The following is an 18,444-nucleotide window of genomic DNA, read 5'->3' on the forward strand; positions in this document are numbered from 1 at the left end:
CTCAGGCCGCCGGCCGTCCGGCGCGCAGCTGCTGGACGATGCCGGCGTTGAAGCCGCGATAGGCGGCGCGGGCCAGTTCCACCCAGCGCGCCTCCACCGCCTCCACCGCCGCCTCGCTCCGCGTGCCGAAGCCGACCCAGGCGCCGGAGGTCCCGCCGCTGGCGCGCATGGTGGCGAAGGGCTCCGCCGAGGCCGCGGCCTGCGTCACCTGCGCCATGCCGATATCGGAAGCGCCCATCCCCGGCCGCCGCGCCGCATAGGCCACCTGCGTGCCGGGCGCGACGGAGAAGGCCGCCGTCGCCTCCGCATTCGCCGTGCCCGCCAGCAGGCTGCGGCCGGAGGAGGAGACGTTCACGTAGTCCAGCCGCAGCAGCGGCGCGAGCACGAGGCCCTGCGACGCATCGCCGATGCGCTGCATCGCCTGGTTGCCGCCGATCATGGCCATGGCGCCGAAGCCGCCGCCCGCCCCTTCCCCCGCCATGCCGGCGATCAGCGGCGCCTGCGCGGCGCCCAGCGTGCGCCAGGCGGTGGAGGCACCACCCAGGATGGTGCTGCCGACGCTGCCATCGGTGGCGTTGCCCGCCACCCGCGGCGCGCTGGACGCGGCCCCGCTGGCTTCCTCCGGCGTCGCCACCTCGATCCCCGCGGCGCGGAGCTGCGCCAGCAGGTCGGCATGCGCCTCGTCCACGATCATCTGGTAGGTCTCGGGCCGGATGCCCGTGAGGCCCGTGCGCACGCTGGCGGTGCGCGTGCTGCCGCCGCCGAATCCGCCCATCAGCCCGCCCTGCGACACGGCGCGGGCGTTCTGGGTGTGGATGTAGCTGATGCCGTAGGACGGCACGAAGACCTTGCGCGTGCCGACCAGGTTGGCCGGGACGGTGGAGGAGAAGCCGACCGCGAGCGGCGCGACCTCACCCGTCCGCGCCGCGATCGCCTCGGCACCCGGGCCGCTGGAGGCGGTGGTGGTGCCGGAGGCAAGGCCGCTCTGCGCGGCGATCGATGCGGCGCCGGAGGCCACCGCGGCGACGCAGCCCGACAGCATCGGCGCGGCCGCGGCCAGAAGCACGAATCTCGATATTGGCATCATTATCGTATCGTTCCCTCCCAGAGAGGTTTTTGACGCTAGACCGCAACGATCGGCGCCGCCAGATGGTGGGTGGCAGCGCCGCATGGACAGCGTCGTTTTCGCGGCGCAGCATCGCCGCCACCCATGCTGCGTCGCCACGCCACCTTCATCGTCATCTCCCTGCTCACCCTCTCCGCCGCCATCGCGGTGCTGCTGCTGCGCGGGCAGGCCGCCTTCCGCCACGCGCTGGAGGCGACCTGGGGGCTGATCCTCACCGTCGCGCCCTCCATCATCGGGGGCCTGCTGCTCTCCGCCGCGCTGCGGCAGTTGGTGCCGCCCGGCGCGCTGGCGCGCTGGATGGGCGCGGAATCCGGGTTGCGCGGCCTGGTGGTGGCCACCGCGGCGGGCATGGCGATGCCGGGCGGGCCGGTCGCGGCCTTCCCCGTCGTGCTGGTGCTGGCGCAGGCGGGCGCGGATCGCGGCGCGCTGATCGCCTTCGTGCTCGCCTGGTCGCTGAACGGGTTCCAGCGCATCCTGGTCTGGGAACTGCCGATCCTCGGCCATGATTTCGCGCTGCTGCGGCTGATCTGCGGCCTGCCGCTGCCGGTGCTGGCGGGCCTGATCGCGCGCTGGCTGCCCATCCGCTGGACGCCGGAGGATGCGCCCGCCTTCAAGCCCGCGCCGGGCCCGCAGCCATGACCATCGGCGTCATCGGCATGTGGGTCCTGGCGCTCGGCGCGCTGTTCCTCTGCCTGCGCCGCAGCCCGAGCGTCGCGCGCCGCGCGGCGGGCGAAGCCGGCACCTCGCTGCTGCGGGTGGCGCCCGTCATGCTGATGGCGCTGCCCATGGCGGCCTTCGTGTCGGAACTCATCCCCGATGGCTGGGCGGAACGCTGGCTCGGCCCCGATAGCGGCGCCGCCGGCGTGGCGCTGGCGACGCTGGCGGGCAGCGTGCTGCCGGGCGGGCCCTTCGTCGCCTTCCCGCTCGTGCTCGGCTTCCTCAAATCGGGCGCGGGCCCCGCGCAGATGGTGGCGCTGATCTCCGGCTGGGCGGTGCTCGGGCTGCACCGCACCCTGTCCTGGGAACTGCCGATCCTCGGCCCGCGCTTCATCCTGCTCCGCCTGTCGGCCAGCCTGGTGCTGCCCTTCCTGGCGGGCCTGGCGGCGGAGGCGCTGCTGCCGCTCTTCCCCGGCGCCGGCCTTCGCTGAGTGAGCCGCCGTTGCGGTCGGGCCGCCGCTTCGGCATAGCGTGGCCGCGATGCGCCATGACACGACGACACCGGAGGAAGACGCCTGGGCCGCGCTGCTGCGCGCCCGCGATGGCGGCGCGGTGCCGGCAGGCGCGCTCGGCAATCTCTTCGCGCCCCTCTTCGCCGCGCCCGCCGCCGATGATGGCTGCATCGTGATCGGGCGGCTCGCGCAGACGCTGGATGGGCGCATCGCCTGCGCGAATGGCCACAGCCAGTGGATCGGCGGGCCCGGCGACATCCTGCACACCCATCGCCTGCGCGCGCTGTGCGACGTGGTGATGGTGGGCGCCGGCACCGTCCACCATGACGATCCGCGCCTGACGACGCGGGAGGCGCCGGGCCCCAACCCCGTGCGCGTGGTGCTGGACCCCGCGCGCCGCCTGCCCGCCACGCATCGCGTCTTCACCGATGGCGCCGCGCCCACGCTGCTGGTCACCGCCACCGACGGTGGTTCCTCGCACGGGCAGGCGGAGGTGCTGCGCATGGGCGCGGGCGCGATCGACCTGCCCGCGCTGCTGCGCGCCCTTGCGGCGCGCGGCCTGCATCGCATCTTCGTCGAGGGCGGTGGCCGCACCGTCTCCGCCTTCCTCGCCGGGGGCTGCCTCGACCGGCTGCATGTCACGCTGGCACCCGTGATCCTCGGCTCCGGCATCCCGGCCTTCACGCTGCCGGAGGCCGTGCGCATGGACCAGGGGCTGCGCTTCCGCTGGGCCGTGCACGGGATCGGGGAGGATCTGCTGTTGGACATCCCGCTCGGCCGCCGTCGCCCGGGCAGTTGCGAAGGCGCCGCGCGATGAAGGCCACCGCATTCTGGACCGTCGCACCGCGGCAGGGCGCGCTGCGGGCGCATGACCTGGCGGTGCCGGGGCCGGACCAGGTGCTGGTGGACACCATCGCGACCGGCATCTCCCGCGGCACGGAACGCCTGGTCTTCGAAGGCCGCGTGCCCGAAAGCCAGTGGCCGGTGATGCGCGCGCCGCTGCAATACGGCGACTTCCCCTTTCCCCTCTCCTACGGCTACAGCGCGGTCGGCCGCGTGCGCGCGGGGGCGGAGGCCTTGCTGGGCCGCCGCATCTTCTGCCTGCACCCGCACCACGATGCCTTCGTCGCGCCGGCTTCCATGTGCATCCCCATCCCCGATGCCGTGCCGGATCATCGCGCCGTGCTGGCGGCCAACATGGAAACCGCCGTCAACGTGCTGTGGGATGCGCGGCCGCTGGTCGGCGAACGCGTGCTGGTGGTCGGCGCCGGAGTCGTCGGGCTGCTCGCCACCTTCCTCCTCGCGCGCATCCCGGGCATCGACCTCGCGGTCTGCGACATCGACGAATCCCGCCGCGCCATCGCGGAGAGCTTCGGCGCCGCCTTCGTCGCGCCCGATGACGCGCCGGGGGATCGCGACCTCGTCATCCATGCCTCCGCCAGCCCCGCGGGCCTTCGCCTCGCGCTGTCGCGCTGCGGCTTCGAGGGCCGCGTGGTCGAGGCCTCCTGGTTCGGGGACAAGGAGGTGGCGCTGCCGCTGGGCGAGGCCTTCCACGCGAAGCGCCTGTCCATCGTCTCCACCCAGGTCGGCCAGGTGGCGCCCGCCATGCGCGGCAAGCGCGCCTATGCGGACCGCCTGGCGCTGGCACTGTCGCTGCTGGACGATGCGCGGCTCGATGCCCTGCCCGGCCCCGCCATCCCCTTCCAGGATCTGCCGCAATCGCTGGGCAGCGTGCTGTCGCCACCGCCCGGCGATCCGCAGCCGCTCTGCCCCTTCGTCACCTATATATAAGTGAGAGACCGCGCCCGATGTTCAGCCTGACCGTCGTCGATCACATCATGATCGCGCACAGCTTCCGCGGCGATGCCTTCGGCCCCGCGCAGCGCCTGCACGGCGCCACCTTCATCGTGGAGGCCGAGTTCCGCGCGCCGAAGCTGGATGACCTGCACCTGCTGGTCGATATCGGCCTGGCGAAGGATCACCTGCGCGCCATCCTGGCGCCGATGGACTACCGCAACCTGGATGCGGAGCCGGTCTTCGCGGGCAAGAACACCACCACCGAATATCTCTGCCTGCACATCCATGGGCTGCTCGCCAAGGCCTGCCGCGACGGCGTGCTGGGCGATGGCGGCAAGGCCGTCACGGGCCTCAAGATCCTGCTGCGGGAAAGCCACATCGCCTGGGCCGCCTTCGAAGGCCCCGTTGGCGAGGGTCCGGTCTGAGCGATGAAGATCGCCTTCCTCGTCCCGGGGCCCATCACCGCCATCTCCGGCGGCTATGGCTATGACCGCCGACTGGTCGCGGGGCTGCGCGCGCTGGGCCACGACGTCACGGTGCAGGAACTGGCGGGCCGGCACCCGCTGCCCGATGACGCGGCCCGGGAGAGCGCGCGCGCCGCGCTCGCGCAGGTGCCGGTGGATGCGCACATCGTCATCGACGGCCTCGGCCTGCCGGCCTTCGAGCCGCTGCTCGATGCGCTGGAGCGCCGCGGCGCCACCGGCCTGATCCATCACCCGACGGCGCTGGAACACGGCAATCCCGGCCCCGTGCGCGATGCGCTGCGCGCGGCGGAGCAGGCGATCTTCCCGCGCCTCGGCCGCCTGGTCGCGACCAGCAACCTGACGGCGCGGCGCCTGGCGCCGGAATTCGGCGCCGATCCCGCCCGCATCGGCGTGGTGGAACCCGGCACCGATCCCGCGCCGCGCAGCGCGGGCTCCGGCGGGCCGGGCTGCGCCATCCTCGCCATCGGCACGCTGATCCCGCGCAAGGGGCATGACGTGCTGCTGCGCGCGCTCGGCACGCTGCCGGACCTCGACTGGACGCTCACCATCGCGGGCGGCGCGCGCGACAAGGTGCACGCGGATGGGTTGGTCGCGCTGGCGGAGGAACTCGGCATCACCCGGCGCGTGACCTTCGCGGGCGAGGTCGCGGACATGGCGCCGCTCTGGGCGCGCGCCGACCTCTTCGCGCTGGCCACGCATTGGGAGGGCTACGGCATGGCGGCGGCCGAAGCGCTGGCCCGCGGCATTCCCGTGGCCATCACCGCCGGCGGCGCGATCGCGGAGGTGGTGCCGACGACAGCCGGCGTCATCTCCCCGCCCGGCGATGTCGTCTCCCTCGGCAAGGCCATGCGCCGCGCGATCTTCGACACCGACCTGCGCGCGGAGATGGCGGAAGCGGCGTGGGAGGCCGGGCAGCGCCTGCCGCGCTGGGAGGACCGCGCCAGCGCCTTCGTCACCGAGATCGAGAAGGCGGCCAGCCGATGACGGAGACCTTCGACGGCGACTGGCTCGATCTGCGGGAGCCCCATGACTCCGCCGCGCGCAGCGTGGCGCTGGCGCAGCAGCTTGCCGCCGCCCTGCCCGCGCGCCCGCGCATCCTCGACCTCGGCGCCGGCACCGGTTCGCTGCTGCGCTGGATGGGCCACTTCATCGGCCGCGCCCAGGCCTGGACGCTGGTGGACGCCGACCCCGAGCTCGTCGGCCGCGCCTTCGAGACGATTGCCGGCCGCGCGCTGGAAGCCGACTGGACCGTCACCTGGCCCGGCCGCAAGACGCTGCTGGTGCATTCCCCGCAAGGCGCCTGGCGCGTGGAGGCGCTGGTCGCCGACCTGCGGGAGGCACCGGACAACCTGCCGCTCGGCCAGGTGGATGCCGTGGTGAACACCGCGCTCTGCGACCTGGTGTCGGCGGCATGGGTGCAGCGCGTCGCGGCGGGCTGCGCCGAACACCGCCTGCCCTTCTACGCCGCGCTGAACGTGACGGGGCGGGAGCGCTTCATGCCGTCCCACCCCGCCGATGCGCTGGTGGCGCGCGGCTTCGCGCGCGACCAGCTGCGCGACAAGGGCTTCGGCGGCACGGCACTCGGCGCCCGCGCCCCCGCCGTGATCGCGGAAGCCTTCGCCGCCCATGGCTACAGCGTGCACCGCGCGCCGAGCGACTGGGTGATCACCCGCCGCGACGCCGCCATGGCCGCCGAGATCGCCGATGGCCATGCCCGCGCCGCCATGGCGCATGAACGCCGCGACCGCCGGAAGCTGCTGGACTGGATGGTGGATCGCCGCGCCCAGGCCGGGCTGCTGCGGCTGTCCGTCCGCGTGGGCCACACCGACATCCTCTGCCTGCCGCCTGAGAAGGGTTGACCCCATGCCGCTCCTGCTCGGCTGCATCGCCGATGACTTCACCGGCGCCACCGACCTCGCCTCCATGCTCGTGCGCAACGGCATGGCGACGGTGCAGGTCATCGGCGTGCCCAGCGGCCCCCTGCCCGATGCCGATGCGGTCGTCGTCGCGCTGAAGTCGCGCACCGCGCCGGCGCGGGACGCCATCGCGGAAAGCCTGGCGGCGGCGGAAGCGCTGCTCGCGGCCGGCGCGAAGCAGCTCTTCTTCAAGTACTGCTCCACCTTCGACAGCACGGATGAGGGCAATATCGGCCCCGTCGCGGATGCGCTGCTGAAGCGCCTCGGCGCCGGCTTCGCCCTCGCCTGCCCCGCCTTCCCCGCCAACAACCGCAGCATCTACCAGGGGCACCTCTTCGTCGGCGCCAGCCTGCTGAACGAAAGCGGGATGGAGAACCATCCGCTGACGCCGATGAAGGATGCGAACCTGGTCCGCGTCCTGTCGCGCCAGACGGAGGGCTCGGTCGGCCTGGTGCCCTTCGCCGTGGTGGACCAGGGCGCCACCGCCATCCGCCAGGCGATGACGCGGCTGGCGGAGGGCGGGCGGCGCTACGCGATCGTGGACGCAACCAGCGACCAGCATCTGATGGCGATCGGGGAAGCCGCGGCGAACCACGCCCTCATCACCGGCGGATCGGGCGTCGCCATGGGCCTGCCCGCGAATTTCCGCGCCAAGGGCCTGCTGCCGGAACGCGCGGATGCGGCGACCCTGCCCGCCGCCGCCGGGCTCTGCGCCGTCATCGCCGGCAGCTGTTCGCGCGCCACCCTCGGCCAGATCGGCTTCGCCCGGGACCATGCGCCCGTGCTGGAACTGGACGCGCTGGCAATGCCCGACCCCGCCGCGCTGGCGGCGCAGGCGCTGGCCTGGGCGGAGGGCAAGCTCGACGCGCAGCGCCCCATCGTCATCGCCGCCTCCGCGCCGCCGGAACAGGTCGCGGCGCTGCAGGCCAGGCTCGGCCGCGATGCCGCGGGCGCGCTGGTGGAACACGCGCTCTCCACCGTCGCCGAAGGGCTCGTCGCGCGCGGCGTGAAGCGCCTGGTGGTGGCGGGCGGCGAGACCTCCGGCGCCGTCGTCTCCCGCCTCGGCGTCACCACGCTCCGCATCGGGCCGGAGATCGACCCCGGCGTGCCCTGGACCTTCGCGGAGCCCGCCGGCATCCACCTGGCGCTGAAGTCCGGCAATTTCGGCGCGCGCGACTTCTTCCTGAAGGCCTTCGATACGCCTTCCGATGGCCGTAGCGCCGCAGGCGCGGAGGGCTGAATCGGATGGCCAACACTTCTGAGGCGGCGTTGCGAACGCAGTTGGCCAACCTGGGAAAATCGCTGTTCGACCGCGGCTATTCCGTCGGCACCGCGGGCAACATCAGCGTGCGCCTGGCCGATGGCTACCTGATGACGCCGACCAACTCCTCCCTCGGGCGGCTCGACCCCGCGCGGATCAGCCGGCTGGATGCGGGCTGGCGGCACATCGGCGGCGACAAGCCCTCGAAGGAGGTCTTCCTGCACCGCGCCGTGCTGACGGCGCGGCCGGAAGCGGGCGCGGTGGTGCACCTGCATTCCACCCATGCCACGGCGATCTCCTGCCTCGCGCCCGAGGGCGGCGATGCGGAGATCCCGCCGCTGACCCCCTACTTCGTCATGCGCATCGGCCGCAGGCTGCCCTGCGTGCCCTACTACCGCCCCGGCGACGCGGCGATGGAGCAGGACGTCCACCAGGCCGCGCTCGCCGCCAAGGCCCTGCTGCTGGCCAACCACGGCCCCGTCGTCAGCGGCGCCACGCTGGTGGAGGCCGTGAACGCGGCGGAGGAGCTGGAGGAAGCCGCGCGCCTCTCGCTGCTGCTGCGGGACGTGCCGGGCGTGCGGCGCCTGACGGCGGCGCAGGTGGATGACCTGCTGGCGACCTTCGGGTAGCCGCTACAGCGAGGCCGCCGGGTCGATGCGGATCACGTAGCTCCGCCAATCCGCCCGCTCGGCGATCCGCTCATACAGCGCGATCGCCGCCGCATCGCCTTCCGGCACGATCCAGCGCAGGTGGCTCCAGCCCCGCGCCTCCCCTTCCCGCACCGCGGCGGCGATCAGCGCGCGCGCGATGCCGCGGCCACGCGCTTCCGGCCGCACGAAAAGGTCGTCGAGGTTGCCGCAGCGCCGCGCGAAGACGACCTCCGGCAGGTCGAACAGGATGGCGAAGCCGATGGCCTCGCCACCCGCCTCCGCCAGCAGCACCTCCGCCGCCGGATGGCTGGCCAGCAGCGCCGCCTGCGCGGCCGGCGATGCCATCTCCGCGCCCGTCAGCACCGCGCGCATCTCGGCCGCGTAGAGCGCCAGCAGCGGCGCCAGGCGGTGCCGCTGGTCGCGCGGCAGCATGGTGATGGTGGGGCTCATCGCGGGGCTCCGAACGCGAAAGGGGCGCCGCCCGCGTGATGCGGACGACGCCCCCTCGCCGGGATCGGCAGGCGTATTAGGAAGCGGATTCCGGCGTCGCGGCGGGGGCGGGCGCCGCGGCGGCGGCGGCGGCCTTCTTCGCGGCGCGGGTGGCGGCGGCCTTCTTCGCGGCTTCGCTGCGCGCGGAGGGGGCGGCGGCGGCAGCCTTCTTCGGGGCGGCAGCCTTCTTCGGCGCGGCGGCCTTCTTCGGGCTCGCGGCCTTCTTGGCAGCCGGCTTCTTGGCGACCGCCTTCTTGGGCGCAGCGGCCTTCTTGGCAGCCGGCTTCTTGGCAGCGGCCTTTTTCGGCGCGGCCTTCTTGGCGGCCGGCTTCTTGGCAGCGGCCTTCTTCGGCGCGGCCTTCTTCGGCGCAGCCTTCTTGGCAGCGGGCTTCTTCGCGGCAGCGGCCTTCTTCGGCGCAGCCTTCTTGGCAGCCGGCTTCTTCGCGGCGGCGGCCTTCTTCGGCGCGGCCTTCTTGGCAGCCGGCTTCTTGGCGGCGGGCTTCTTCGCCGTCTTCTTCGCGGTCGCCATCGCCATCGCCTGGGCGCGCGGTGCGGCGGCCTCGGTCTCGGCCTCGGTGGTCACGGTGGTATCGGTCATGTGGTCAGGATCTCCGATCTTTTGTCCGGTGAGTGGTGTTCCGGTGGTGATGGGCCCGCGCGGCTTGCGCCGCCTCGTGCCCGCGAAAGCCGTCTGGATCGTGCGTCTTCCAGGTGGCGCGGATCCCGTATCGCGCCGTCCCGGTGCAGCCGCCGTCCCGCTTCCGCCGGCGCCGGTCAGGGATGCGATGCCTGCGGCGTCACGCCGCGTCGCGCCCTTCCCGGCTTCTCTCCCGCCAGCGCCCGGCGCCGCGATGGCGCTGGTTGCCCGCGCCGCGATGGCGCTGTTTGGCGGTGCGGAACATGGCGTGCGCTGCACGATCCCCTGCTCCACGAGCCTGCGGTCCATGGACCGATCCTTCCTGCTGCGCGACACCGCCCGTGTGTTCTGCGTGACGTCGTCGCCGCGAGGATGAAGCCGCCTTGGCGCCGACGCTCACGCGAATCGCGTCAAGCGATGCGTGCAGCGTCACGCTATCCGTGTGTGCAACCTGCCTGTCAAACGAAAACGCACGAACGACGTGCAGCGATGTGCATCGCGTGTGCAGCGACGTGCGAGAGAGGCATGCGAAGGCAGTGACGCATGCCTGTTCCGCGATGCGCGGAAGCGGTTGTCGCGCCGCTTCCGCCACGGGGAAGACGCCGCGCGATGACGCGCGGCGTCCTTCTTCAGCGCGCCGACATCGGCGGCACCGGGCGCTGCTCCACGCCGGTGTAGTGCGACAGCGGACGGATCAGGCGGTTGTCCGCCGCCTGCTCGAACACATGCGCGGCCCAGCCGGTGATGCGGGAGCAGACGAAGATCGGCGTGAACATCGGGATGTCGAAGCCCATGAGGTAGTAGGCAGGGCCCGCCGGGAAATCGAGGTTCGGGTGAATCTTCTTCACCCGCATCATCTTCGCCGCCAGCACGCGGCTGGTCTCCATCCAGCGGCGGTCGCCGACCACCTCCGCCATCTTCTCCGCATACTTGGTCATCGTCGGTACGCGCGAGTCGCCGTTCTTGTAGACGCGGTGGCCGAAGCCCATCACCAGCGCCTTGTGGTCGAACTTGCCCTCCAGCCAGTCCTCCGCCGCCTCCGGGCTGCCGATCTCGGTCAGCATGTGCATCACCGCCTCATTGGCGCCGCCATGCAGCGGGCCCTTCAGAGCGGCGATGCCGGCGGCGATCGCGCCGTGGATGTCCGCCCCGGTGGAGGTGACCGTCCGTGCCGTGAAGGTGGAGGCGTTGAAGGTGTGCTCCGCGTAGAGGATCATCGAGACGTCGAAGGACTTGATGACCTCGGGCTGCGGCACCTTGCCGAAGACCAGGTGGAAGAAGTTCTCACAGAACGGGAGGGAGGGGTCGGGCTCGATCGGCTCCTTCCCCTTGGACAGGCGGTTGGTCGCCGCCACCGCGGTCGGCAGCTTGGCCAGCAGCCGCATCGCCTTGCGCCGCTGCGCGGCGTCGGAGACATCGGCCGCCTCCGGATCCTCCGCCCCCATGAAGGAGACGGCGGTGCGGATCGCGTCCATCGGGTGCGCGTTGCGGGGGATCTCCCGCAGCACCCGCAGCAGCGCGGGCGACAGCGCCCGGTTCGCCCGCTCCTCCGCCTGGAAGGCCGCCAGCTGCCCGGCATTCGGCAGCTCGCCATGCCACAGCAGGTAGGCGACCTCCTCGAAGTTGCTCTCCTCGCAGAGGTCCTGCACGGCATAGCCGCGATAGGTCAGGCTGTTCGTCTCCGGCATCACCTTGGAGACGCTGGACACGTCGGCATAGACGCCGACCAGGCCCTTGTAGAGGGTCGGTGTGGCTTCGCTCATGGCTTCACTCCCCTTGCCGCAGGGCGGGCGGAACGCGCGGCTCCGCCCGCGGGATGCGGTACTCGTTAACGGTCAGAAGATGCCCGACTCAAAAGATGCCGGGCTTGGCGTCGAGCAGCGTGCCCGCCGGCAGCACGACGTTCAGCGCCGAGAGTTCGCCGGCGCCGAGGCTCGCCAGGTTCTGGGCAGCCTCCAGGAAGCGGTTCTGCTCCCGCGCCGAGATGATGCCCTCGGTCAGGATGCGGAACTTGTTGACGTACTGCTCGCGCGCGAAGGGGCGGGCGCCGTTCGGGTGGGCATTCGCCACGCCGAGTTCGTCCACCAGCTTCGACCCGTCCTTGAACAGGATCTCGACCCGCCCGCCGAAGGACAGCTCATTGGGATCGCGGGAGTGGTACTTGCGCGTCCACTCCGGGTCCTCCGTGGTCTCGATCTTGTGCCAGAGGCGGACGGTGTCCGCCCGGCCGGCGCGCTTCGGCGCGTAGCTGTCCACATGGTGCCAGCGCCCGTCCTGCAGGGCGACGGCGAAGATGTACATGATGGAATGGTCGAGCGTCTCGCGGCTCGCCTTCGGGTCCATCTTCTGCGGGTCGTTGGCGCCGGTGCCGATCACGTAGTGGGTGTGGTGGCTGGTATGGATGATGATCTTCTCGATCGCCTCCATGTCCTGGATCTGCTCCCGCATCCGGAAGGCCAGGTCGATCAGCGCCTGGGACTGGTACTCCGCGCTGTGCTCCTTGGTGTAGCTGTCCAGGATGGCGCGCTTGGGCTCTCCGGCCTCGGGCAGCGGGACCTCGTAGTAGGTGGGGTCATAGACCGTCTTGCGGCCCTGGCTGTCCGCCTGCGTGCGGCCCGACAGCACCCAGGCGATGACGCTGTCCTCGCCTTCGTAGATCGGGCTCGGCGCGCCCTCGCCGCGCATGCAGCGGTCCACCGCCTCGATTGCCAGCTTGCCGGCATGGGCGGGGGCATAGGCCTTCCAGGACGAGATCTCGCCCTTGCGGGACTGCCGGAAGCTCACGGAGGTGTGGAGCGCCTGCTGGATCGACTGGAACACCACCTCCTGCTTCAGGCCCAGCAGGGTGCCGATGCCGGCGGCCGCCGCGGGGCAGAGATGGGCGATGTGGTCCACCTTGTGCTCATGCAGGCAGATCGCGCGCACCAGGTTGATGTGCAGCTCATAGGCCGTGGCCAGGCCGCGCAGCAGGTCCTTGCCCGACTTGCCCATGGCCTGCGCCACCGCCAGCACCGGCGGGATGTTGTCGCCGGGGTGGGAATAGTCGGCCGCCAGGAAGGTGTCGTGCATGTCGAGCTCGCGCACCGCCGTGCCGTTCGCCCAGGCCGCCCATTCCGGGCTGACCGTGGTGCCGGACTTCACGCCGAACACGGTCGCGCCGCCCGCCTTCTTCGCATGGCCCAGCGCCATGCCGCGGGCGGAGACGACCGGCCGGCGGTTGATGGCGGCGATGGCGACGGAGGCATTGTCGATGATGCGGTTGATGATCATGGCCTGCACGTCCTTCTGGACGGCGACCTTGTCCACGGCGACGCCGGCCATCTTCCAGGCCAGCTGGTCCTCGCGCTTCAGCAGCGCCTTGGAGGGGTGGACCTTCACCGGATGCAGCTTCATCAGCGTTCCCCATTGATTGGATAGTGACGCGCCGTTTTGGACCCGCTTCGCGTGATCGTCCATTCCGATTGGCGTGCGCCCGCGATAGCCTTTCCGTATCGGATCGACGGGACCGCGCATGGATTTCCGCCTCGTCAGGCGCCTCGGCCATTTCCTCGCGGTGGCGGAGGAAGGGCATTTCGGCCGTGCCGCCGCGCGGCTCGGCATCTCCCAGCCGCCACTCACCGCGCAGATCCAGGCGCTGGAGCGTGAGCTCGGCGTCCGGCTGCTGGAGCGCAGCGGCAAGGGCGCGCGCCCGACGCGGGAAGGCGAGGCGCTGCTGCCGCTGGCCCGCCGCATGGCGGAGGATGCGGGCCAGATCGAATCGCTGGCCCGCGACCTGCGCGCCGGGCGCAGCGCCCCCGTCGCGCTGGCCTGCGTCACCTCCGCGCTGTTCGACTACCTGCCGCCGCTGGTCCGCGGCCTGCAGGCCGCGCGCCCCGCCTCCGCCATCGCGGTCAGGGAGATGGACACGGCCGACGCGGTGGAGGCGCTGCGCCGTGGCGAGGTCGATCTCGCGCTGCTGCGCCTCGACCGCGATCGCCACCCCGTGAAGCTCCGCCCGCTGGGGCGGGACGTGCTGGCGGCCGCGCTGCCGGAGGGGCATCCGCTGGCGATGGAGGATGCGCCGCTGCCGCTGGCGGCGCTGGCGGATGAGCCGATGCTGGTGCTGCCGCGCGGCATCAGCCCCGCCTATTCGGATGCCATGGTCGCCGCCTGCCATGCGGCGGGCTTCACGCCGCGGGTGACGCGGGAAGTGGGCAGCGCCATGGCGCAACTCGGCTTCGTCGCCGCCGGCCTGGGCGTGGCGCTGGTCAGCGCGGGCATGGCGCGGCTGCGCCCGCCGGGCGTCGCCTTCCGGTCGCTCGCGGGCCCCATCCACGCCGTCGGCGTCGCCCTCGCCTGGAACGCGGAGCGGGAGAACGAGGCGACGCGCCTCGCGCTCGACCTGGCCGACCGCCTCTTCCCGCCGGCGAGCGAGGCGCCGTGACCAGCATCCCCGCAGACAAACCCGCCCCGTTGCGCTAGACCCTGCCCATGGATCTCTCCCCGGACCAGGTCAGGGCGGCGCGCGCCGCCGGCTGCACCTTCATCGCCGCCACCGAAGACCAGGTGGCCCGTCTCACCATGCAGCGGCGCGTCTTCCGCATCGATGGTGTGCCCCACCTCGCCCGCCGCGCGCAGAGCGGCTTCTACGAAACCTACGGCACCCTCGCCCCCCTGCTGGGCCCGAGCGAGAGCGGCGAGCCCCCGGCGCCCCCCGCCGAGACGCTGCAGGAAGCCGAGGCCGCCGATGCCTCCGCCACCCTGGCGCTGGCGGCGGAAAGCCGTGGCGGGCGCGGCGCGCAGGTGATCCGCCGCGGCCGGCCGCGCAGCCCGCGCGGCGGCTGAACCGCCCGCGGGGATGCCGGCGCCGCTGCTCGCCCTTCGCGGGCTGCGCGTGGCATTCCCCACCCCGCGCGGCCTGGTCCGCGCCGTGGATGGCGTGGCGTTCGACATCGCGGCGGGGGAGGTCCTCGCCCTGCTCGGCGAATCCGGCTGCGGGAAATCCGTCACCTCCCTCGCGCTGATGGGCCTGCTCGCCCCCGGCGCGCGGGTGGAAGGCGAGATCCGCTTCCTGGGCCGCGACCTGCGCGCGATGGACCCCGCCGCCTTGCGCGCGCTGCGCGGCGAGGCGCTGGCCATGGTGTTCCAGGAACCCATGGCCGCGCTCAACCCCGTGCTGAGCGTCGGCCGCCAGGTGGCGGAGGCGCTGGTCGCGCATGGCCGCGCCGGCCGCCGCGCGGCCAAGGCACGCGCGATCGAGCTCTTCGCGGAGGTCGGGCTCTCCGACCCCGCCCGCCGCTACGATGCCTATCCGCATGAACTCTCGGGCGGCATGTGCCAGCGCGTGATGATCGCCATGGCCATCGCCTGCGACCCCGCCCTGCTGATCGCGGATGAGCCGACCACGGCGCTCGACGTCACCATCCAGAAGCAGATGCTGGCCCTCATCGAGGACCTCCGCCGCCGGCGCGGCACGGCCGTGCTGCTGATCACCCATGACCTCGGCGTGGTGGCGGAGAATGCGGACCGCGTCGCGGTGATGTATGCCGGCCGCATCGTGGAGACGGCGCCGGCGCGGGACCTCTTCGCCGCGCCGCGCCACCCCTACACGCGCGGCCTGCTGGATTCGATGCCGGACCTGGATGACGAGGAGGCGGTGCTGCACGCCATCCCCGGCCAGGTGCCGGATCTGGCCGCCCTGCCGCCGGGCTGCGCCTTCGCCGCCCGCTGCCCGCGCGCCAGCGACCGCTGCCGGGCGGAAGCGCCGCCGCTGGCGGAACACGGGCCCGGACGCGCGGCGCGCTGCTGGCACCCCCTGCCATGACCGCGCTGCTGAAGGCCGAGGGCCTGACCAAGCACTACCGCGTCGCCCGCCCGCGCCTGCTGGCGCCGCGCCCGGTGCTGCGCGCGGTGGAGGACGTCTCCTTCACGATCCGGGAGGGCGAGACCTTCGGCCTGGTCGGCGAAAGCGGCAGCGGGAAATCCACCACCGCGCGGCTGGTGCTGCGCCTGATCGCGGCCACCGCGGGGCGGGTCGAATACCGCGGCCGCAGCATCCTCGACCTGCCCGCGCGCGATTTCCGCCCGCTGCGGCGGGAGATGCAGATGGTCTTCCAGGACCCCGCGGGATCGCTCAACCCCAGCTACCGCGTGCGCGACCTGATCGAGGAACCGATGATCGTCCACCGCACGCCGGCCACGGCGGCGGAGCGGGCGGAGCGGGTCGCGGCGCTGCTGGCGCAGGTGGGGCTGGACCCCAGCCACGCCGCGCGCTGGCCGCATGAATTCAGCGGCGGCCAGCGCCAGCGCATCGGCATCGCGCGCGCGCTCGCGGTGGAGGCCAGGCTGCTGGTGGCGGATGAGCCGGTCTCCGCGCTGGATGTCTCCGTCCAGGCGCAGATCCTGAACCTGATGCGCGCGCTGAAGGACCAGCACGGCCTGTCCTACCTCTTCATCGCGCATGACCTGGCCGTGGTGAAGCATATGAGCGACCGGGTCGCGGTGATGTATCTCGGCCGGATCGTGGAACAGGCGCCGCGCGCGGAGATCTGGCGCCGCCCCGCGCATCCCTACACGAAGATGCTGATCGCCGCCGTGCCGCGCGCCCGGGTCCCCGACCACCGCGCCGCCGCCGTTCCCCCCGGCGAGATCCCGAGCCCCGTCGCGCCGCCCCCCGGCTGCGCCTTCCACCCGCGCTGCCCCGCGCGGATGGCGATCTGTTCGCAGCAGGCGCCGGTGGCGAAGGAGATCGCGCCCGGGCATGTCGCGTCCTGCCATCTTTATTGACCTCAGGCGCCGGCGCCCGCTCCGCGGGCTTGGCTTCGCGGCCCTTCGGTCGCTACCCCACCACCACCCTGAACCCGTTCCCCCGCCAGAACCCATCCGGCTCCAGGCTGCCCCGGTAATGCGCGTTCGCCTTCTCCGCTGGTGAGGAGAAGCAGCCGCCGCGCAGCACGCGCCGCCAGTCCCGCGGTGCCTCCGCTTCTTCGCGTCCGTCGTCGCCGCGCCACGGATAGGCGAAGGATGGCAGCGCCATCTCCGGCCCCCACAGCGTGTGGCACCATTCCCAGACCTGGCCGGCCATGTCGTCCACGCCCCAGGGCGAGCGGCCGCGCGGAAACAGGCCGACCGCGCAGGGCGCATTGAGGCCCGCGCTGTCGCCGTTGCAGCGATCGCCATCCCAGGGCGCGGCCCAGGGATGCACGGGCGCGTCGCTCTCGCCCTGGCTGCCCCGCGCCGCCCATTCCCATTCGGGCTCGCTCGGCAGGCGGACGACATCGCTCGCGCCGATGCGGCCCTCCGCCCGCCAGGTCTCCGTCAGCCAGGCGCAGCAGGCGACGGCATCGCGCCAGGTCAGGTCGGTCGCCGGCGCATTGGCCAGCGCCGGGTCGTCCCGCGCCGGCGAAACCCAGGCCCGGCCCGTCGCCGCGACGAAGCGCGCATAGAGCGCGTTCACCACGGGGTAGCGCCCGATGCGGAAGGCCCCGACCGCCACGCGATGCACGGGCCGCGACGGCGCCGCCAGCGCCGATCCCATCACGACCTCCCCGCCCGGCACATCGACCAGTTCCGCCAGGTCACGCGGGTCGCCCCGCCGCGCCAGCTCCCGCCCCGCCCGCGCCCGCTGCGGCACGCCGAGCCGCCCGCCCTCCACGATCGCGCGCAAGGCCTCCACCAGCCCCGGCACCGCGCCCGGCTCGATCTCCGCCGCCAGCAGCGCGCCGGCATCGCCGGTGCGGACCAGGCAGGCGGCCAGCGGCGCGGCGATGGCGGGATCGGCGGCGACGACGTGGCGGAGCACGGCGGGCATCCCCGCCTCATCCTCCAGGAATCGCAGCGCAAGCATGGCGGGGCTGGCATTCTCCAGCATCCGCGCTTCCAGCAGCGGGCGCATGAAGCCGGCATCGAGGAGATCGGCCTCCGCCGGCGTGGCGCGCACCAGCAGCGTGTCCCGCAGCACCGGCGCGCTGGTCGCCGTGACGCCGAGGCGCTGCGCGATGGCGAGGTAGCCCGGCAGCGCGAAGAGTGGCGCGCGCAGCGCCTCCGGCAGATGCGCCCGCTGCGCCGCCAGCAGCGGCAGAAGCCGGTGGCGCCGGAACCCCTGCGGCAGCACCCAGCCGCCCGCGACCTCCGGATCCGCCACCAGCAGCGCGCGCAGGCCGGGCCGCGCGGCGATGGCATCCGGCAGCGCCGGGTCATCCGCGTCATCCACCAGCAGCAGGGCGCCGGGCGGCAGCGATTCCAGCGCCAGGCCCGGTGTCCAGAAGACAGGCGTGGCGGCCGGTGCCTCCCAGGCCTCCGGCTTCGCGAGCCCTTCCTCGTTCCGCACCACCGGCGTGGGATCGGGCGGCGCGCCGGCGGCGAAGCGCGCGACGTGATGCAGCATCGTCGTGCAGCCGCCGCCGGGCGGCGCCAGCAGCAGCAGCAGCGGCGCCTCCGCCGCCAGTTCCAGCGCGGTGCGATGCACCGGCGTGGTCCGCGCCGCCGGGCCGCGGCGCAGGCCCTTCGCCGCGCGGTCCTCCTCCGTCCAGTCCGTGAGGAGCGGGATCACGCGAAGAGCTTCGCCACCTCCGGGTTGTGGAAGCGCTGCACCTCGATGGCGTAGCCGGCGGGGTCCTCGAAGAAGAAATGCTCGCAATAAGTGCCGCGCAGCAGGCCGGTCAGGTTCTTCACGCCGGCCTTCTGCATGCGCGCATGCCAGCCGGGCACATCCTCCGCCACGATCGTCAGCAGCACGGCGCTGGTCGGCTGGTGCTTCAGATGGCCCTTCACCCCATCGACGATGCCGAAATAGCTGCCGGGCGCGATGCGGTAGATGCGCGCCATGCCCTGGTCCAGCACCAGTTCGAAGCCTAGCACCTCCTCATAGAAGGGCACGACCGACATCATGTCCTCGTAATAGAAGAAGGTGATGGCGTAGTCGGGCTTGGACATC

20 protein-coding genes are annotated in these 18,444 nt (G+C 72.8%); 13 read left to right on the forward strand and 7 right to left on the reverse strand.

Features of this window, described 5'->3' with window-relative positions; all coding sequences use genetic code 11:
- Position 1 precedes the first annotated feature (1 nt).
- Complete coding sequence (locus JJI54_RS29685) at positions 2-1,084, reverse strand: hypothetical protein (RefSeq protein WP_203077053.1); 1,083 nt, start codon at positions 1,082-1,084, stop codon at positions 2-4.
- A 126-nt stretch (positions 1,085-1,210) separates the two neighbouring features.
- On the opposite strand from JJI54_RS29685, the gene JJI54_RS29690 reads away from it, so the two are divergent.
- Genes JJI54_RS29690 through otnC form a run of 9 tightly spaced genes read left to right on the forward strand, consistent with a single transcriptional unit; the run spans position 1,211 to position 8,383 of the window.
- Entirely contained in the window at positions 1,211-1,765 is a 555-nt protein-coding gene (locus tag JJI54_RS29690) for a hypothetical protein (RefSeq protein WP_203077054.1), read from the forward strand.
- Entirely contained in the window at positions 1,762-2,274 is a 513-nt protein-coding gene (locus JJI54_RS29695) for a hypothetical protein (RefSeq protein ID WP_203077055.1), read from the forward strand. The genes JJI54_RS29690 and JJI54_RS29695 overlap by 4 nt, the downstream gene beginning before the upstream one ends.
- A 49-nt stretch (positions 2,275-2,323) precedes the next feature.
- Complete coding sequence (locus JJI54_RS29700) at positions 2,324-3,112, forward strand: RibD family protein (protein WP_203077056.1); 789 nt, start codon at positions 2,324-2,326, stop codon at positions 3,110-3,112.
- Positions 3,109-4,086, forward strand: a complete 978-nt coding sequence (locus JJI54_RS29705) for a zinc-dependent alcohol dehydrogenase (protein WP_203077057.1) — start codon at positions 3,109-3,111, stop codon at positions 4,084-4,086. Before JJI54_RS29700 ends, JJI54_RS29705 begins: the two co-directional genes overlap by 4 nt.
- 17 nt (positions 4,087-4,103) lie before the next feature.
- Positions 4,104-4,517, forward strand: coding sequence for a 6-pyruvoyl trahydropterin synthase family protein (locus JJI54_RS29710; RefSeq protein WP_203077058.1), 414 nt, complete (start codon positions 4,104-4,106; stop codon positions 4,515-4,517).
- 3 nt (positions 4,518-4,520) lie between these two features.
- Positions 4,521-5,561 (forward strand): glycosyltransferase family 4 protein, encoded by a 1,041-nt coding sequence (locus tag JJI54_RS29715; protein WP_203077059.1) that lies wholly within the window; start codon positions 4,521-4,523, stop codon positions 5,559-5,561.
- Positions 5,558-6,436, forward strand: coding sequence for a class I SAM-dependent methyltransferase (locus JJI54_RS29720; protein WP_203077060.1), 879 nt, complete (start codon positions 5,558-5,560; stop codon positions 6,434-6,436). Before JJI54_RS29715 ends, JJI54_RS29720 begins: the two co-directional genes overlap by 4 nt.
- A 4-nt stretch (positions 6,437-6,440) precedes the next feature.
- Positions 6,441-7,733 carry a 3-oxo-tetronate kinase gene (otnK, locus tag JJI54_RS29725; protein WP_203077061.1) on the forward strand — a complete coding sequence of 431 codons (1,293 nt, stop codon included), beginning with the start codon at positions 6,441-6,443 and terminating at the stop codon, positions 7,731-7,733.
- Positions 7,734-7,738: 5 nt separating this feature from the next.
- Positions 7,739-8,383, forward strand: coding sequence for a 3-oxo-tetronate 4-phosphate decarboxylase (otnC, locus tag JJI54_RS29730; RefSeq protein ID WP_203077062.1), 645 nt, complete (start codon positions 7,739-7,741; stop codon positions 8,381-8,383).
- A 3-nt stretch (positions 8,384-8,386) separates the two neighbouring features.
- Here otnC and JJI54_RS29735 read toward each other — a convergent pair whose 3' ends face one another.
- The 4 genes from JJI54_RS29735 to JJI54_RS29750 form a co-directional block, all read right to left on the reverse strand.
- On the reverse strand, positions 8,387-8,854 hold the full coding sequence (locus tag JJI54_RS29735; protein WP_203077063.1) for a GNAT family N-acetyltransferase: 468 nt from the start codon (positions 8,852-8,854) through the stop codon (positions 8,387-8,389).
- Positions 8,855-8,930: 76 nt separating this feature from the next.
- A complete protein-coding gene (locus tag JJI54_RS29740; RefSeq protein WP_203077064.1) occupies positions 8,931-9,491 on the reverse strand; it encodes a histone H1-like repetitive region-containing protein in 561 nt (186 codons plus the stop codon).
- A 668-nt stretch (positions 9,492-10,159) separates the two neighbouring features.
- On the reverse strand, positions 10,160-11,293 hold the full coding sequence (locus JJI54_RS29745) for a bifunctional 2-methylcitrate synthase/citrate synthase (protein ID WP_203077065.1): 1,134 nt from the start codon (positions 11,291-11,293) through the stop codon (positions 10,160-10,162).
- A gap of 88 nt (positions 11,294-11,381) precedes the next feature.
- Positions 11,382-12,923, reverse strand: a complete 1,542-nt coding sequence (locus JJI54_RS29750) for an MmgE/PrpD family protein (RefSeq protein WP_203077066.1) — start codon at positions 12,921-12,923, stop codon at positions 11,382-11,384.
- A 118-nt stretch (positions 12,924-13,041) separates the two neighbouring features.
- On the opposite strand from JJI54_RS29750, the gene JJI54_RS29755 reads away from it, so the two are divergent.
- The 4 genes from JJI54_RS29755 to JJI54_RS29770 are packed head-to-tail and all read left to right on the forward strand — an operon-like array spanning position 13,042 to position 16,295.
- On the forward strand, positions 13,042-13,953 hold the full coding sequence (locus tag JJI54_RS29755; protein WP_203077067.1) for a LysR family transcriptional regulator: 912 nt from the start codon (positions 13,042-13,044) through the stop codon (positions 13,951-13,953).
- Positions 13,954-14,000: 47 nt separating this feature from the next.
- Positions 14,001-14,354 (forward strand): hypothetical protein, encoded by a 354-nt coding sequence (locus JJI54_RS29760; protein WP_164692702.1) that lies wholly within the window; start codon positions 14,001-14,003, stop codon positions 14,352-14,354.
- 13 nt (positions 14,355-14,367) lie between these two features.
- Positions 14,368-15,333, forward strand: a complete 966-nt coding sequence (locus JJI54_RS29765; protein ID WP_203077068.1) for an ABC transporter ATP-binding protein — start codon at positions 14,368-14,370, stop codon at positions 15,331-15,333.
- Positions 15,330-16,295, forward strand: a complete 966-nt coding sequence (locus JJI54_RS29770; RefSeq protein WP_203077069.1) for an ABC transporter ATP-binding protein — start codon at positions 15,330-15,332, stop codon at positions 16,293-16,295. The genes JJI54_RS29765 and JJI54_RS29770 overlap by 4 nt, the downstream gene beginning before the upstream one ends.
- 52 nt (positions 16,296-16,347) lie before the next feature.
- Here JJI54_RS29770 and JJI54_RS33065 read toward each other — a convergent pair whose 3' ends face one another.
- A complete protein-coding gene (locus JJI54_RS33065) occupies positions 16,348-18,060 on the reverse strand; it encodes a formylglycine-generating enzyme family protein (protein ID WP_203077070.1) in 1,713 nt (570 codons plus the stop codon).
- A complete protein-coding gene (locus JJI54_RS29780; protein ID WP_203077071.1) occupies positions 18,057-18,443 on the reverse strand; it encodes a VOC family protein in 387 nt (128 codons plus the stop codon). Before JJI54_RS29780 ends, JJI54_RS33065 begins: the two co-directional genes overlap by 4 nt.
- Between the last annotated feature and the right edge of the window lies 1 nt (position 18,444).

It is taken from the genome of Falsiroseomonas ponticola (assembly GCF_016805305.1).
GTDB lineage: Bacteria > Pseudomonadota > Alphaproteobacteria > Acetobacterales > Acetobacteraceae > Falsiroseomonas > Falsiroseomonas ponticola.